The organism is Maridesulfovibrio zosterae DSM 11974 (assembly GCF_000425265.1).
Taxonomy (GTDB): domain Bacteria; phylum Desulfobacterota; class Desulfovibrionia; order Desulfovibrionales; family Desulfovibrionaceae; genus Maridesulfovibrio; species Maridesulfovibrio zosterae.
The window spans coordinates 112,636-128,377 of record NZ_AUDC01000011.1 but is presented as its reverse complement, the minus strand read 5'-3'; the positions used below and the strand labels follow the sequence as shown (position 1 = coordinate 128,377).

Below are 15,742 nucleotides of genomic sequence, written 5' to 3'. Positions count from 1 at the left end.
CTGATTATTTAATTATTATTCGAGAGTTCTTGCAATTTCGACTTCTTCAAAGGCTTCAATAAAGTCACCTTCTTTGAGGTCATTATATCTTTCAAGTCCGACACCGCATTCGTAGCTCTTGGCAACTTCTTTGGCGTCATCTTTGAAACGTTTAAGCGAGCTCAAGTTTCCTGTGTAGATAACGACACCGTCACGCAGCAGTCTGACTTTGGCATGTCTGGTCAGCTTTCCGTCTACAACCATACAACCTGCAATTGTTCCGACTTTTGGAACAGAGAATGTCTGGCGAACTTCAGCCTGTCCAAGGTAGTTCTCCTTAATATCCGGGGAGAGCATACCGCCCATTGCATCCTTAATTTCATTAACAAGCTTGTAGATGATATCGTAGAAGCGGATTTCTACTTCTTCACGTTCAGCAACTTCTTTAATTTTAACAGTAGGTCTTACGTTAAAACCGATAATGATTGCCTGCGATGCAGATGCGAGCAGAATATCTGATTCTGTGATTGCTCCTGCTCCTCCGTGGATAACATCAACCTTAATCTCTTCTGTTGCCAGTTTGGCAAGAGCTTCACCGATCGCTTCAAGTGAACCCTGTACGTCAGCTTTAAGCACAACGTTAAGAGTCTGAACTTCCTGATTCGGTTTAGAAGCAAGGAAGGATTCAAGGGTAACCTTGGATTTACCTGCCAGCTCACGTTCACGATGTTTCAGCTTACGTTCCTGAGCAATACGGCGTGCAATCTTATCATCAGCTACGCAGATAAACTCATCACCTGCTTCAGGTATTCCATCAAATCCCTGAATTTCAACAGGGAAAGCTGGGCCGGCTGTTTTAATCTTTTTACCGCGGTCATCAAACATAGCTCTGACTCGTCCGTGGTAGAGACCACAAACGAATGGATCGCCTTGATTGATGGTACCTTCCTGAATAAGGACGGTTCCGACAGGTCCGCGACCTTTATCAAGCTTAGCTTCGACAATATTACCGCGTGCTGATTTGTCCGGGTTGGCTTTAAGTTCAAGAACTTCAGCCTGTAACTGGACTACTTCAAGCAGTTCATCAAGTCCTGTTCTCTGCTTTGCGGAGACAGGAACAAACATTGTGTCTCCACCCCAGTCTTCAGGAACAAGATCGTAGTCTGCGAGTTCGCGCTGAACTCTTTCAGGGTTAGCGCCTTCTTTATCCATTTTGTTAACTGCAACAACAATGGGGACGCCAGCTGCTTTAGAGTGACTGATTGCTTCACGGGTTTGATCCATGACACCATCATCAGCCGCTACAACCAGAATAACAATATCTGTTACCTGAGCTCCACGCATACGCATTGTAGTAAATGCTTCATGACCTGGAGTATCAAGAAATACGATTTCACCACGGTCAGTAGTAACATGGTATGCACCAATGTGCTGGGTGATACCGCCTGCCTCACCATCGGTAACGGTACTGTGACGGATTGCATCAAGCAGTGATGTTTTACCATGGTCAACGTGTCCCATAATTGTAACAATGGGAGGACGTTTTTTGAGGTGTTTTTCTTCGTCAGCTTCACTTACAGGTACAAGAAGATCTGCTTCCGAGTAGGAAACGTTCTCTACTTCATATTCAAATTCAGCTGCGAGTAAAGTTGCTGTATCAAGGTCAAGTGACTGGTTGATGGTCGCCATGACTCCAAGGCCGAAAAGAGCCTTAATAAGTTCTTGAGCTTTAAGTCCCATCTGGTGAGCCATGTCAGAAAGTCTGATGGCTTCATTGAACTTAATTTTACGTTTAGCAGCCTTAAGCGGTTTCTGCTGTACTGGCTGCGGCTCAGGACGACCTCTGCCTTTCTTGCCTTTTTTCTTACGAAACTTGCTTTCGAGTTCTTTTTCCTGATCACTTTTTTTGTAATCTTTACCAAACTCTACAACACGTCTGTCTTTTTTAAATTTCTTTTTCTTGCTTTGATCATTGCTAGGATCCGGAGTACCTGGAATAGGTCTTCCGCCAGCAGCATCAGGTCTGCCTGCTCCAGCAGGTCCGCCAGGTCTACCTCCGGGACGTCCGCCGCCAGGTCTTCCGCCGGGACCGCCTGGGCGTCCGCCGCCAGGTCTACCGCCGGGACCGCCAGGACGTCCACCACCTGGTCTTGGACCAGGACGTTCCGGTGCACGTCTTTTGCCAGGACCTTCAGCTGCACGTTGTGCTGCTTCTAAGTTTGGATCCGGTCTAGAAATAATTTTAACTTTAGGCGCTTCAATTTCTTTTTTCTTTTTGCGCTTTTTCTTTTTAACTTCTGTATCTTTGGTTTTTACGTCTTTTTCTTCAGTCTTACGTTTTGGCTCTTTAACGCTTTTTTCTTCCGCCGGGGGAGCAGCAGGGGTTTCATCCGCGGGAGCTTTCTTTTCAACTGGCTCGGCAGAAGGGGGTGTTTCCGCTTTGGGAGCCGCTGCTGTGTCTTCTTTTACGGGGGCTTCTTCTACTGTCTTTTTATTCAGTTCTTCCGGTTTAATTACCTTAACAAGAGGTTTATCACTTTTTACCGGAGCTTTTTTCTTTGTTTTCTTTTTCTTTGCTGGTGCTTTTTCGTCCTGAGCTTCCACTTTCTCCGCAGCTGGAGTTGCTTTTTGTGGAGCTTCTTCTTTGTTTTCCTTTGTTTCTGGTGTAGAATCTTTAGATTCAGGCTGATTTTCCTGATCTTTGGCCTTTACGCTTTTACGACGCCGTACGATCACACCAGGCTGTACTTCACGTCTGACAACGTCACTTGAAGCACCTGAAAGTTCTTTGCGAATAGTCGCAGCATGCTCTTCGCTAATACCGGCAACAGTGCTTTTAGCCTGCACTCCCTGTTCCCGAAGTTTTTGAAGTATGTCTTTAGGATTGACCCCTAACTCGGTGGCCAATTCCTTCACTTTGATTTTTGAAGCCATATAATACTACCCCCTGAATTTCTTCTTCCGTGGCCGAAAAAATTTAAATCTTTCAAGGCATGTTTCGTTGCCGCAGACATAATATCCACGGCCTTGCATTACCTTTTTATCGTCCGGAATAAGTTCGTTATCGGAAGCCCCCTTGCCGCTAACGAACCTGAACAGTTCTTTCTTGGCAAAACGCTGCCTGCAAATCACACACGACCTTTCGGGTATGTGTTGCTTGCTGCTTTCTTTTCCGGTCAAATACAACTACCTTTATTTCTCTTCCGGATCATCTTCTCCGGATTCGCTTTCTTCATCTGCCATTTCGGCAGTTACTTCCTCGGCAGCTTCATCTGCATCGTCTGTTTCTTCTGATTTAACAGAATCTTCAGTTTCAACAGTTTCTTCTGCTTCTTCTTGATAAGTTTCAAATTCTTCTTCTATGTCACCAATTCCGAGCAGTTTAATTGCTGCTTTCATATCGGATACTTTAGAAGGAGTCATGCCGGAAATAGTAAGGAGAATCTCTTCAGAAGCCCCTGCAACCTGATTGACAGTTTCAAAACCGGCAGAGAGAAAATTGTCCAGTGGAATTTCAGCAACACTTGCAAGCTGGTCCATACCTTTACTTGCTGCATTCATTTCTCCGTAGCGGCTTTCAGTGAAAACATCAATTTTCCAGCCGAGAAGACGTGAAGCCAGTTTTACGTTCTGACCTTTACGGCCGATAGCGACTGTAAGCTGGTCATCAGGAACAACTACTTCAAGAGTTTTTTCGTCTTCATCAACAGCAATTCTAGTAATTACTGCTGGAGAAAGAGCATTCTGAGCGTACATGGCTATGTCCTGACTCCAAACAACTATATCGATACGCTCTCCACGAAGTTCTTGAACAATGTTTTGGATTCTAGAACCACGAATACCTACACATGCTCCGACTGGATCGACATCACGGTCTGTGGAGTTTACAGCAACTTTGGCACGAAGGCCTGGATCACGGGCAACGCCCATAATTTTTACAGTTGCATCGTCCACTTCAGGAACTTCTCTTTTAAAGAGAGCTGTCATGTAGTCTGGATGTGAGCGGGAAACGGTGACCTGGGGGCCACGTGCTTCTTTGAGAACGTCAATGATGAATGCTTGAACACGGTCACCACGTTTGTATCTTTCACGAGGGATTTGTTCATTTTTAGGCAGAACAGCTTCTGTGCGGCCAAGGTTTATAATCCATCCGGAACGGTCACGTCTTTGAATAATACCGCTCACAATTTCGTGCATGCGTGTTTTGTATTCATCAAAGATGATTTCCTGCTCAGCATCGCGCATACGCTGGATAATAACCTGTTTGGCGGATTGTGCTGCAATACGTCCGAGATCTTCAATGTTGACTTTGAAACCCATTTCATCGTCAATCTGGACATTGGGATCATGTGCTTGTGCTTCTTCGAGAGTTATTTCGCTGATCTCGTCTTCTACTTCAGCAGCAACAACCTTGAATTGGTAAACTTCGATTTCACCAGCATCTTCGTTGAAGTTGACCTCAATATCCATGGCATCACCGTATTTACGAGCCACAGAAGAACGCACCGCTTCTTCTAGAGTATCAATGAGAAGATCTCTATCAATCCCACGGTCTTTGCTGATCTGGTCAATCGCTTTTTTGAGTTCAGAACCCATATCTCTCCTCCGATTCGGCACAATTTACATGACACACAATCTGTGTCGGCAAGCCGAATGACTGCCTATTAATTTATTTAAACTCGTGAATGAGTTTTACTTTTTTAATTCTATCCCATTCAAATTTGAAGGGATCTTCCTGATCTTCAAGCTTAAGCTGGAGTCCTTCCTCATCTGTACCTTCAAGAAAACCTTTAAATTTCTTGCGGCCATCAATGGGAACTATAAGGGCTACATCCAGCTTTCTACCTATATAGCCGGAGAGTTGTTCCGGCTTGAAAAATTTTCTTTCAAGTCCTGGGGACGACACTTCTAAAATATATGCACTATCGATAATTTCTTCTACTTCGAGCATGAGTCCAACATCTCTGCTGACAGCAGCACACTGGTCAATACTGACGCCGTCAGCACTATCAATATAAATAATTACAGCAGGGCGATTGGCTGAAGTTACTTCAACACCCCAGAGCATGAGTCCCATGGATTCAATAGAAGGTTCCACGAACTCGCTGATTTTTATGGCAAGTGAGCCTTGTTCCACGTGTTAATCCCGTGTTCTTATCGCTTAGGCGAACAAAATAAAAAAAGTGGACCTGAAAAAGGCCCACCTCAGCATCTTACAACCCAACAAAAGGTTACAAATTGAGGCCTGATGTGGATGAAAGAGGTTTGCATGAAATGAATTTCAGTAAATATACATACCACTTGAAGATTTCTGCGATTCTTTCAGGAACGCTGAGGTACATCCGCACCGAGGACAGCAACTTAGGCGTAGCAAGGCTTAATGTCAAGTCTTTATACAATATTTTAATTACTGTGTAGTGGAGTGTCCACCTTATGCTGTCGTTTTATATATTTTATATATCATGTAACATTTATCATATGTAATAACTCTAGTGCAAACTCTTATTTGACTTTCAAAAATTGTAAAAGTAAATTTGACATGTTTTCAGTAGTTGTTATTATTAAGTGTAAGAAGTAAATTTAATATAGGGGTAAATCAATGCCTGTTTTGACTGATAATATAGTTGCCGGCCCTGCAGGGCATGTTCAAGCCGCTCCTGCTGCGACTTTTTCAGCTGGTCCTTCAGGTAGTACTGTGCCAGGTCCTGCTGGGCATGTTGAAATTTATCCAGCAACACAGGGCACAAGAAGCGTTGAGGCTACAACCGCATTTGAAGTGACAGATGCAACTCAGAGTTATATTGCTCCTAATGTAACACAGGGTATAGTTCCAGAAATCAGAGTAGGAGGAATTGTTTTTCATACGATCTGATAAATATTTTTCATAGTCTATTTAATCCCGGTTCAGCAGTGCTGAGCCGGGATTTTTTTATGGAAAATTAATTCAAGTATTAAAATCTATTAACTTGTTTTGTAGATGCTTGGGTTTTTAGGATTAGAAAATCAGGACTAATTCGAGAGTTATTTTGATGTGGAACTTGGCCTGCAGTTTGCAAAGAGAGGGTAGACCCAGATGTTGTGAACATCTTTTTCAGGAGAAATAGACATGCAATCAAGTGTTTTTAGTGCTTTATTCGGGGCGATGTCCAACGAGCATAGGATTGATATAAGCGCCAATAATTTGGCCAACGTCAATACTACAGGCTTTAAACGCGATAATTGTGCGTTTCAGGATACCTTTCAGAGGTTTGCTCATGATTATGTGGTGGATGCCAAACCTTTTATAAGGGACAAGGATATGTTTCCTGCCCCAAAAATTATGGCCCGCCCCAGACTTTCTGAGGAAGTCATCGATATGTCGCAAGGAGCTTTTCAAAAAACTGGCAACCCGCTTGATGTTGCTATACGGGGTGACGGTTTTTTAAAAGTTCAAAAAGACGGTGGTGAGTTTTTAACACGAAGCGGTGTTTTTTCTCTTTCTCCTGAAGGTGTGATCATTACCGAGCAAGGGTATCCCGTGATGGCTAATGGTGGTGAGGTTTCTGTGCCGCCTCGTTCAAATATAGTTATTGATGCTGAAGGTGTCATTACTGCCGACGGGCAGCAGATAGCTCAGCTTGATTTTGTACAGCCTGCTGATGCCCGATCCCTCAAAAAGGAAGGTGAGAACCTTTATACTATTGATGGCGGGGAAGAAGTTCCTGCAGAGGGTGAGCTTGTTCAGGGCTATATTGAAAAATCTAATGTTGAAGTCGTCAATGAAATGGTTGCGATGATCGAATGTCAGCGCAGCTTCGAAATGTATCAGAAAATGATTACCACCACCGACACGCTGGACCAGAAAGTCATTCAGCAGGTCGGCAAGGTAACTTAATTATAGGGGGATAAAGTTATGATGCGCTCACTTTGGACAGCAGCAACTGGTATGGTTGCTCAGCAGACACACATTAATGTTCTTTCGAATAACCTTGCTAACGTGAACACTCAGGGGTTCAAAAAAAGCAGAGTAGAATTTGAGGACCTTATGTATCAGACCATGAAAATTGCCGGCTCTGCCACAGAAGGTGGAAATAAGCTTCCTACCGGTATGCAAGTAGGTATGGGGGTTAAGGAAGTCAGTATTCATAAATTTTTTAGTCAGGGTTCTTTTGAAAGTACCGGTAACCCTCTTGATCTTGCTATTGAAGGTCAGGGATTCTTCCGGGTCGACCGTAATGGTGAGGAAGCATATACACGCGCCGGTGCGTTTAAACTTGATAACGAAGGACGTGTAGTCACCTCCAATGGTTACGCCCTTCAGCCTGAGTTTATTGTTCCACCCGAAGCTGTGAACGTTGTAGTTTCCGAAGATGGTCACTTCGCTGCTCTGGATAAAAACGGTATCGAGCTGGCAGCAGTTGATGTGCCTATTTATGACTTTATCAATGAACCCGGCCTTAATGCGGTCGGTAAGAATCTTTATGTTGAAACTGAAGCTTCCGGTGCTCCTGTTGAGGGAACTCCCGGTGATGATCGCTTCGGAACTCTCGCACAGGGTTATTTGGAAGGCTCAAACGTAGAGCTTGTCGACGAGATGGTAGGACTTATTGTCGGACAGAGAGCTTATGAGACTAATTCAAAGGCTATCACCACTTCTGACTCCATGTTGCAGACAGCAATTAATGTTAAGAGATAATAAGCTAAGTGGTTAGTACTTAGCGAATGATTTAATTCTTAGTGTTTGTGAATCGTAATTTAGGTAGCTGAGTTGGAATATTATTCAGCTCCATCGTTTTAAGACAGGATGGTTTGTTATGACTAAGGCAGTATTTATGAATGAAAATCGCAAAATTAAGGTTCTGTTTCTGGTTGCAGCTTTTGTCGTTGTTTTATGGGCATCTCCAGTCGCTGCATCCAAACAGGATACATCTTGGCGAATTAAAATCAAGTCTGCCGCAGTTGTAAATACTCCCAGAGTGACTCTGGGGGATATAGCTGAGTTTTATGGTGAACTCCCAGCTCAGACTAAAGCGAAATTGTCTGGTGTAGAATTATGGAATGCTCCTTCTGTAGGTCGCAAACCTGTTAGGGTTAATCGCAAAAAATTACGTGTTGCTCTCAAGCATTATCTTGGTGATCTTGTTTCCAATTGTATAATTCCATCTTCCTTGAGTATGCAGTCCGGTGGAAGAGTGATGTCTGAGGAAGATCTTAAAAGAGCAGTGGTCAAAGTCTTGACGCCTCAAGCCAAGCTAGGTGGTGGAGATTACAAATTTAGAGATTTCAGGTTGCCTGAGCATCTTTTTTTTAAGGATTCAATGGACGGACTCAGAGTAAAGATCCCCCGAGCTCTGACTCCCGGTTCAAATAGTTTTAGAATGGAAGTGGTTAGTATTGACGGACAGGTGCTCAGGCAGTTGTCCGGTTCTGTCTTTGTTGATGTTTGGAAACCTGTTCCCTGTCCTGTTCGCCCGCTGAACCGCAAAGAGCTGTTAACTCCCGATCTTATTACCTGGAAGAGTAAGAATATGGCACACCTTGGTGATCGTGTGTGGGATGGAAAGGGTGGTCCCTGGCGGATTAAAATCCCTATTGGAACAGGGCAGCCAATCATGAATACTTCTATTGAGCCTGCACCTGTAATCTCGCGTGGTGACAAGGTCACTCTTGTTTTTAAAAGTAAGCACTTGAAACTGACTGTTCCTGTTGAGTCTTTGGAAGATGGTGGGGTCGGTCAGAATATTACGGTACGCAATTTGCAAAGTAAGAGAAAGATCGTTGGAACAGTTATTAATGCACAGACCGTTCAGGTCAAGTAAGTATAAGCGGAGGAATAAAAAAATGAAAAAATCACTACTGGCAGTTTTGCTTGTTTCAGCCATATGCGCGGGGTGTTCTCCTGCCAAGAAGGCTCCGACACCAATGCCGGTGATGACTCCGCCTGCACAGTATAAGCCTGAGCCGATGAATAACCCTGGGTCGCTATTCGGCTCAACTGATTCTGAATATCTTTTTGATGACAACCGCGCGCGCCGAATAGGTGATATTGTAGTTGTCTCTGTTACTGAAAACAGTTCAGGCAAACATACATCCAATTCAAAGGCTGAGAAAGAAAATACAACAGGGCTAAGTGTAACAAATTTTTACGGCGGAGCGCTTGGTGCAGTCGATCCTTTTAATCTCAAGGGTAGTGCCGGCACAGATCCTTTGCTTAGCTCTTCCATGTCAAACAAGTTTAAGAGCACGGGCGAAGCCAAAAATGAGTCAAATCTTTCTGCTTCAGTTGCGTGTCGCATAGTTAGAATACTCCCCGGTAATGTAATGCAGATTGAAGGCGCTAGGCAGGTCCGCATAAATGATGAAACGCAGGTTCTTGTCGTTCGCGGGTTGCTTAGGCAGCGTGATATCGGACCCAGTAACACTGTTCAGTCCAGTTATCTGGCTGATGCTCATATAGAAGTCTACGGACGCGGTATTCTTGCCGATAAGCAGAGGCCAGGATGGTTATCCAGAATTATCGACAATGTATGGCCTTTCTAGCTCAGTTTTAATGATCAGGTATCTGCAAGTTTTTGTAAAAGAGTCATAGTTGATTAACGGAGGAAATGATGGAAATCGCTAACAGGATGAACAGTTATACAGCAGGGCTTGCGGCAGTCGTATTGCTTCTGTTCATCGTACTAATGCATGCACAGCCAGCTGAGGCTGTCAGGCTGAAAGATATCTCTTCTTTTAGCGGGGTGCGTGACAACGATCTAGTCGGATACGGTCTGGTTGTCGGTTTGTCAGGAACCGGTGACGGAACTAACTCTGCATTCACAATTACCTCTATGATCAACATGCTTGAAAAAATGGGTGTGCAGGTTGACCGTTCTTCTATCAAGCCTAAGAACGTCGCCGCTGTTATGGTCACTGCAAAAATGCCTGTTTCCGCCAGACCCGGTTCTCCATTGGATGTAACTATTTCATCTATAGGTGATTCAAAATCTCTTTTCGGCGGAGTGCTTCTTTTAACACCTCTTAAAGGTATAGACGGTAATGTTTATGCTTTGGCGCAGGGAGCTCTTACTGTCGGTGGTTTTTCTACATCAGGTGAGGCTGCTTCTGCTTCTAAGAACGTTGTTACTGTTGCCCGCATTCCTTCTGGTGCAACTATTGAAAGGTCAGTGCCTTTTGAATTTAACAGGCAGAGAAAGATTACAATTAATATGAGTATGTCTGATTTTGGAACTGCCATGCAGGTGGTTAAAAGAATTAACGGAGTTGTCGGTGGTTCTTTTGCCAATGCAGTAGACGCTTCAACAATTGATATTGCAATTCCAGAACAGTTTGTAGGTAACATGGTCCCGCTGATGGCGGCGCTTGAAGATCTTGAAATTTCACCCGACGTCAAGGCTAAGGTTGTTGTGGATGAAAAGACAGGAACCGTTGTCCTTGGACGTAACGTCCGTCTGACCAAAGTCGCTATTGCTCATGGTAATCTGCAGGTTGTTGTGGCTGAAGGGGCAGATGTAAGTCAGCCCGGTCCTTTTGCTCCTGAGGGGGCAGAAACGGTCTCCACACCTGAAACAGACCTTAATGTTCAAGAGGACAATAATAGGTTGATGCTTGTTGAAGGGGCTACTTTGCAGGAACTGGTTGACGGTCTAAATTCCATTGGCGCAACACCTCGCGATCTGATCTCAATTCTGAGAACTATGAAGGTTGCCGGAGCATTGCACGCAGAATTGGAGGTTATCTAAAATGATAGAATCCGCAATGAATACAGCTGTAACCACAGCTACTGTTGAAAGTAAGCAACTGGAAGGATTCAAGACTAAGCTCAATTCCTTAAACGATAGATTGGCTGGTGGTAAGGAACCAGATGCTAAGCTTCGTGATGCCTGCACAAAATTTGAGGCTGTTTTCATGGGTAAGATCTGGCAGCAGATGCGTAAGAATGTTCCTAAGTCTGGGTATCTGACCGGTCAGTATGAACAGCAGTATACAGCGATGTTTGATAAAGATTTTTCTGAGAAGCTGGCTGAAGGCGGCGGTATCGGGCTTAGTGATATGCTTTATCAGCAGCTTCGCTCTAAGCTGGATAACGCCAGTAAGGAAACGTTGCCCGGTACTGGGAATTCAACTGCATTGAAAACTCTTGATGAAGTGGACCGTAAGGGAACCCGTTCCGGAAAGAAAAGCATAAATAAAAATGTGGTCAGTGATAATGGTCTTCCCGGTATCCCCATACCTAAGCCGGGAATCTCTCTTGAAGATGAAGATTTTACTTTTGAACAGCGCGTAGAGCGAAAAGCTATGCGCGATAATGATCAAGTCACGACTGTCGCAAGTAAAAGTCAAAAAGCTGCAAAACCTATGAGTCGTACAGATGCTTTGGCCCAGATCGAAGTTCTGGCTCGTAAGATCGAAATGGAGCATGACAAAAAGGTTTACACACAAGGTGTTACAGCTGAAGAAATTGGCAAGAAACTTGCAGGGTTGTAGCTAAAGTATTATTAAGAAATCTTTAAAAATTATAAAAGTTCAATAAAATATGCTGTTAACGAATGGAGGAGATAGAAATGATTAAGCTTATACAGGAAAATCTTGACAGGCAGTCAAAGGCGGTCTTGTTGCTTTCTATGCTCCTTCAAGAAGAATTTTCCCTTCTCATGAACAAGGATCCTCATGGTGTTACCAGAGTTGAGCTGGTTATTCAGGAGCTTATGCGCCAGATATCAGCGGAACGCTTTTCACTGAGATCGTTCGTTCAAAAGTTTGACTCTTCAGCCCAGAGGATTAGCGAAATACTTCCTGCTATTGCTGACGAACACCGAGTTGTCATCGAAAAGACTTTGGCTAAAATTGACGAGAATGAGCAGAAGTGTGGAGTGCAGGCAACCAAAAACCATCAGCTTGCACATGCTTTGCTCGAACAATCTTCTTCCATGCTGGATTTTCTGCATCGCCAGATAACGCCGAAAGATCGTAATGTATATTCGGCACGAGGTCGGTATGCTTCATCAACTCCTGAAGCTACTTTAATTAACGGGAGACTGTAATGCCTGGTGTTAATTCCCTCTTAAATCTCGGAACAGGAGCTCTTTTTGCTTCTCAGTCGGCCATTCAGGTAACCGGTGGTAACATTTCGAATGTTAATACCCCAGGTTATTCTCGTCGTAATGTCCGTCTTGAAGAGGGGATCAGCATTAACTGGAAACCAGGCCAGATAGGTACTGGAGTCCGTGCAGCTGAAGTTTACCGTAATTTTGATCAGTTTGTTGAGAACAGTTACAATGATAAGGCATCCAGCCGTGAGCGCTGGGATTCTCTTTATAATACTTTGAGCAGTGTTGAGAGCCTGTTCAACGAGTCAAAGGGATACGGAATCAACTCCAGCCTGACTACATTTTTCAATGACTGGCAGGACCTGAGTCAGCGTCCTAATGATGCAGCTTCACGTCAGCAGCTTTTAAATGATACAAGAAATATGGTTAATTCTCTGCACAGTATGCAGAATGATCTTGTTCGTTACCAGCAGCAGGTTGAAGATTATATTAAACAGGATGTTGAACAGGCAAATGATATAATGAGCCGCATTGCTGATATTAATACTCAGATCAATGTGGAGCAGATTGACGGCCAGAACAATACCAACTCGCTTTATGATGAAAGAGCTACACTGATTCGTGATCTGTCTAAAATCATGGATACTAACGTTATTGATAACGGCCGTGGTGATATGACTATTACAACCTCAGCTGGACAGACTCTGGTTGATGGATCAAAGCATTTCAGCCTTTCATATGATGGCCCGCAGAGTCAGAATAACTTGACTCCAGGATCAAATTTTGACGGGCAGGTTTATTTTGATGGGTCCAGCGAGTTTGAATATACTGTCGAAGTTGCAACCCCGGGAACAGTTACATCCGGTGCCGGTGCAGCTCAGTTCAGGGTGTCTCTTGACGGTGGAACTACCTGGCTTAAGAACGACGACGGTTCTACCAAGCTTTTTTCTGCTCGCCCCGAAGATGGTGCTATTCAGGTTAATGATCTGAAGATTTGGTTCGGAACAGAATCCAGTTCCGGTACAGCTCCTACCCAGGCTTTCACTGTTGGTGATAAATTTAATATCACACCTAAAAGTGCTCTTTACTGGGTGCAAAATACTTCAACTAAAGAAAATATTACTCCTCAAATAAATTTTGCAGGGCAGGATAACACCCGTAGACTGACAGGTGGAACTCTGACTGGCCTTTTTTCCTTTCGTGATAACAATGTGGGCCGTTATAAGGAACGCATGGATGCTATGACGAAAGAATTAATATGGCAGACTAATAGAATTCATTCTCAGGGAGCAGGCCTCAAAGCTCATACATACATGGAAGGGACTTCTGCGGTAACGTCTGATGGGACCGCACTTGGTAGCGGTGCTTCAGGGCTTCCTTTTGCAGATAAGCTTCAAGCCGGGAACTCCATGATGTATTTTTATAATTCAACAACCGGGGCACTCGCATCTGCGGCTTCTTTCGGTCCAATCGATTTTAGTTCTATTAATCCTCCTGGTATTGAGAACTTTGACCCAGCACAACATTCTCTGGAGGATGTTGCTCAGGCTATCGATGATTCATTCGGAACTTATGTAGATGCTTCTATTGTGAACCATAAATTGCAGATCACAGCAAAAAGCGGTTATGAATTTCAGATGGGGACAGATACTTCCGGTCTTTATGCCGCACTTGGTCTGAATACATATTTCAGTGGTTCACAAACTTCAGATATTGAAATTAATGGTTCGGTTAACGGAGATGTTGATTTTGTAAATGCCGGTCATGTTAATGGAGCCGGGGAGGCTAACTCCGGTGATAATACCAGTGCTCTGAGTATTAAAGAAATGGGGCAGAAGGATATCAGTATTACAACTGCTTCTGATGGTACTACCTCGCAGACCTTGATCGAGTATTATGATTCTACAGTTGCAGCCGTCGGAGCCGATACCGGGACAGCTAAGTTTAATTATAATTTTCAAAACACACTGGCATCAGATTTAAATGAGAAACAGCAAGCTGTTTCAGGTGTCAATATTGATGAGGAAATGAGTAATTTGATAAAATATCAGCACTCATACACAGCAGCAGCAAAATTGATCACAACTGCCGACCAAATGCTTCAAGTTCTTCTTGGACTGAAGAACTAAGGTATCTTTTTGATGAAAGAAGGCTAAGGGAGAGGGTTATGAGAGTATCACAGCAAATGCTTTTCAACACCTATGTGTCAAACATGAACAGATCGCTTACTGATCTGGTGGACACTAATATTCAGGCACAGACTCAAAAGAAGGTGAACAAACCTTCTGACGACCCTGTGGGCATGGCTCGTATTCTTGATCACCGTGAAACCCTGGCAACTGTTAAGCAGTATCGTAATAATATTGATACGGCTAAGGGCTGGCTGAATCTTTCGGATACAACTCTGACTCAGGTTTCAACTATTGTTACCAGAGCTAAGGAATTGGCGGAGCAGGCTGCAACCGGTACAGTGACTGCTGAGAACCGGGAACAAATCAGTTACGAAGCGCGTCAGCTTTTTCAGCAACTTGTATCTCTTGCCAACACAGAGTATGAAGGCAAGAGTATTTATGCTGGGCATAAAGTTGACCAAAACGCTTTTGAAGAAAAATTGTGGATGACCACAAATGATCCGAATGTTTCATCAAGAAATTTCAACATTACTGGTAGTGCTGATAAAACCATAGTTGTTCAGTTTTTGGATTCCGGAAATGTCGGAGCTGTAGATCTGGACTATCGTTACTCCAAAGATGGAGGTAAAACTTTTACCACCAAGACTTTGGCTTCAGGAAGTACTACACTTGATTTTGATGGCGTAACGATGGAGCTTGAAAACGGAACCCCTGTTACTGCAAACTCAGCAACGGATACTAACGATTCTACCGGAACATGGATGTGGGTAAGGCCTACTGCACAATACATGGGTGATGATCAGGACGCCATTAATGTAACAGGAATGAACACGAATCTTGGTGGAGGATTGACTAAAGCTGAGGGTGTTTTTACAAGTGATGTGACTGTAAGGATCGATTCTGCAACAACTCTTCAGTCAAATATCAGTTACTCGTATAGCTTTGACGGTGGCGTTACATGGACTGGTGGTAATGTAAAAAGTGCAGATGGAGTTACTTCAAATGCAGTGCTTACCATCCCCGGTGGAACCCTGACAATTCATTCCAATGGTGGAGCTAATGCACTGGCTGCGGGATCTCAATTTATAGTACGACCTGATTCTGCCGCAATTAATTTTCAGATTCAGGAAAATGAGTATGTGCGAGTCAATGATGTAGGTAAGGATATTTTCGGGGGCGTTTATCAGGCTCCGGGAAGTTCAGGTGCAAGCGCAGTCTTTAATAATAATAGTCTGCTGATGGGAAGTAACGCAAAAGCGACTCAGAATTTATTTGAAACTATGGGCAATCTGGTTGGTTTTTTGGAGACGAATAACCAGAGCGGTGTTCAGGAGTGCATTGACAGTCTGAAGCTTTCCCAGACTCATGTGCTTACAAAGACTGCAGATGTTGGGGGTAGAGAAAATAGACTGTCTGTTGCAGACAATGTCCTTTCAAGTTTAGAACTGAATGAAGGTGATCGTATATCACATATTGAAGATGTTGATGTAGGTGAACTCATGACTAAACTTTCACAGCAGCAGATAGTATATGAGGCTGTTCTTAAAAGTTCTTCTATGATTATGAAGATGAATATTTTGAATTACGTATAGTAAAGTTTAA

General features: G+C 43.7%; 14 protein-coding genes. 10 read left to right on the top strand and 4 right to left on the bottom strand.

The window, feature by feature from the left end; all coding sequences use genetic code 11:
- Positions 1-15 precede the first annotated feature (15 nt).
- The 4 genes from infB to H589_RS0104750 all read right to left on the bottom strand — a co-directional run bounded on the left by infB (position 16) and on the right by H589_RS0104750 (position 5,116).
- A complete protein-coding gene (gene infB, locus H589_RS0104765; RefSeq protein WP_027720976.1) occupies positions 16-2,913 on the bottom strand; it encodes a translation initiation factor IF-2 in 2,898 nt (965 codons plus the stop codon).
- A 6-nt stretch (positions 2,914-2,919) separates the two neighbouring features.
- Positions 2,920-3,159, bottom strand: coding sequence for a YlxR family protein (locus H589_RS0104760; RefSeq protein ID WP_027720975.1), 240 nt, complete (start codon positions 3,157-3,159; stop codon positions 2,920-2,922).
- Positions 3,160-3,171: 12 nt separating this feature from the next.
- Positions 3,172-4,575 (bottom strand): transcription termination factor NusA, encoded by a 1,404-nt coding sequence (gene nusA / locus H589_RS0104755; RefSeq protein ID WP_027720974.1) that lies wholly within the window; start codon positions 4,573-4,575, stop codon positions 3,172-3,174.
- 73 nt (positions 4,576-4,648) lie between these two features.
- On the bottom strand, positions 4,649-5,116 hold the full coding sequence (locus H589_RS0104750; RefSeq protein ID WP_027720973.1) for a ribosome maturation factor RimP: 468 nt from the start codon (positions 5,114-5,116) through the stop codon (positions 4,649-4,651).
- A gap of 462 nt (positions 5,117-5,578) precedes the next feature.
- On the opposite strand from H589_RS0104750, the gene H589_RS0104745 reads away from it, so the two are divergent.
- From H589_RS0104745 to flgL, 10 genes are all read left to right on the top strand, one after another.
- Positions 5,579-5,851 (top strand): hypothetical protein, encoded by a 273-nt coding sequence (locus H589_RS0104745; RefSeq protein WP_027720972.1) that lies wholly within the window; start codon positions 5,579-5,581, stop codon positions 5,849-5,851.
- 234 nt (positions 5,852-6,085) lie between these two features.
- Entirely contained in the window at positions 6,086-6,853 is a 768-nt protein-coding gene (flgF, locus tag H589_RS0104740; RefSeq protein ID WP_027720971.1) for a flagellar basal-body rod protein FlgF, read from the top strand.
- Positions 6,854-6,871: 18 nt separating this feature from the next.
- Complete coding sequence (gene flgG / locus H589_RS0104735; RefSeq protein WP_027720970.1) at positions 6,872-7,654, top strand: flagellar basal-body rod protein FlgG; 783 nt, start codon at positions 6,872-6,874, stop codon at positions 7,652-7,654.
- Between the two features lie 118 nt (positions 7,655-7,772).
- Complete coding sequence (flgA, locus tag H589_RS0104730; RefSeq protein ID WP_027720969.1) at positions 7,773-8,777, top strand: flagellar basal body P-ring formation chaperone FlgA; 1,005 nt, start codon at positions 7,773-7,775, stop codon at positions 8,775-8,777.
- A gap of 22 nt (positions 8,778-8,799) precedes the next feature.
- Entirely contained in the window at positions 8,800-9,498 is a 699-nt protein-coding gene (locus H589_RS0104725; protein ID WP_027720968.1) for a flagellar basal body L-ring protein FlgH, read from the top strand.
- 68 nt (positions 9,499-9,566) lie between these two features.
- On the top strand, positions 9,567-10,700 hold the full coding sequence (locus H589_RS0104720; protein ID WP_156891654.1) for a flagellar basal body P-ring protein FlgI: 1,134 nt from the start codon (positions 9,567-9,569) through the stop codon (positions 10,698-10,700).
- 1 nt (position 10,701) lies between these two features.
- On the top strand, positions 10,702-11,445 hold the full coding sequence (locus tag H589_RS0104715) for a rod-binding protein (protein ID WP_027720966.1): 744 nt from the start codon (positions 10,702-10,704) through the stop codon (positions 11,443-11,445).
- A gap of 77 nt (positions 11,446-11,522) precedes the next feature.
- Complete coding sequence (flgN, locus tag H589_RS0104710; RefSeq protein WP_027720965.1) at positions 11,523-12,002, top strand: flagellar export chaperone FlgN; 480 nt, start codon at positions 11,523-11,525, stop codon at positions 12,000-12,002.
- Positions 12,002-14,137, top strand: a complete 2,136-nt coding sequence (flgK, locus tag H589_RS0104705) for a flagellar hook-associated protein FlgK (RefSeq protein WP_027720964.1) — start codon at positions 12,002-12,004, stop codon at positions 14,135-14,137. Before flgN ends, flgK begins: the two co-directional genes overlap by 1 nt.
- Before the next feature lie 38 nt (positions 14,138-14,175).
- Positions 14,176-15,732, top strand: coding sequence for a flagellar hook-associated protein FlgL (flgL, locus tag H589_RS0104700; protein ID WP_027720963.1), 1,557 nt, complete (start codon positions 14,176-14,178; stop codon positions 15,730-15,732).
- Positions 15,733-15,742 lie beyond the last annotated feature (10 nt).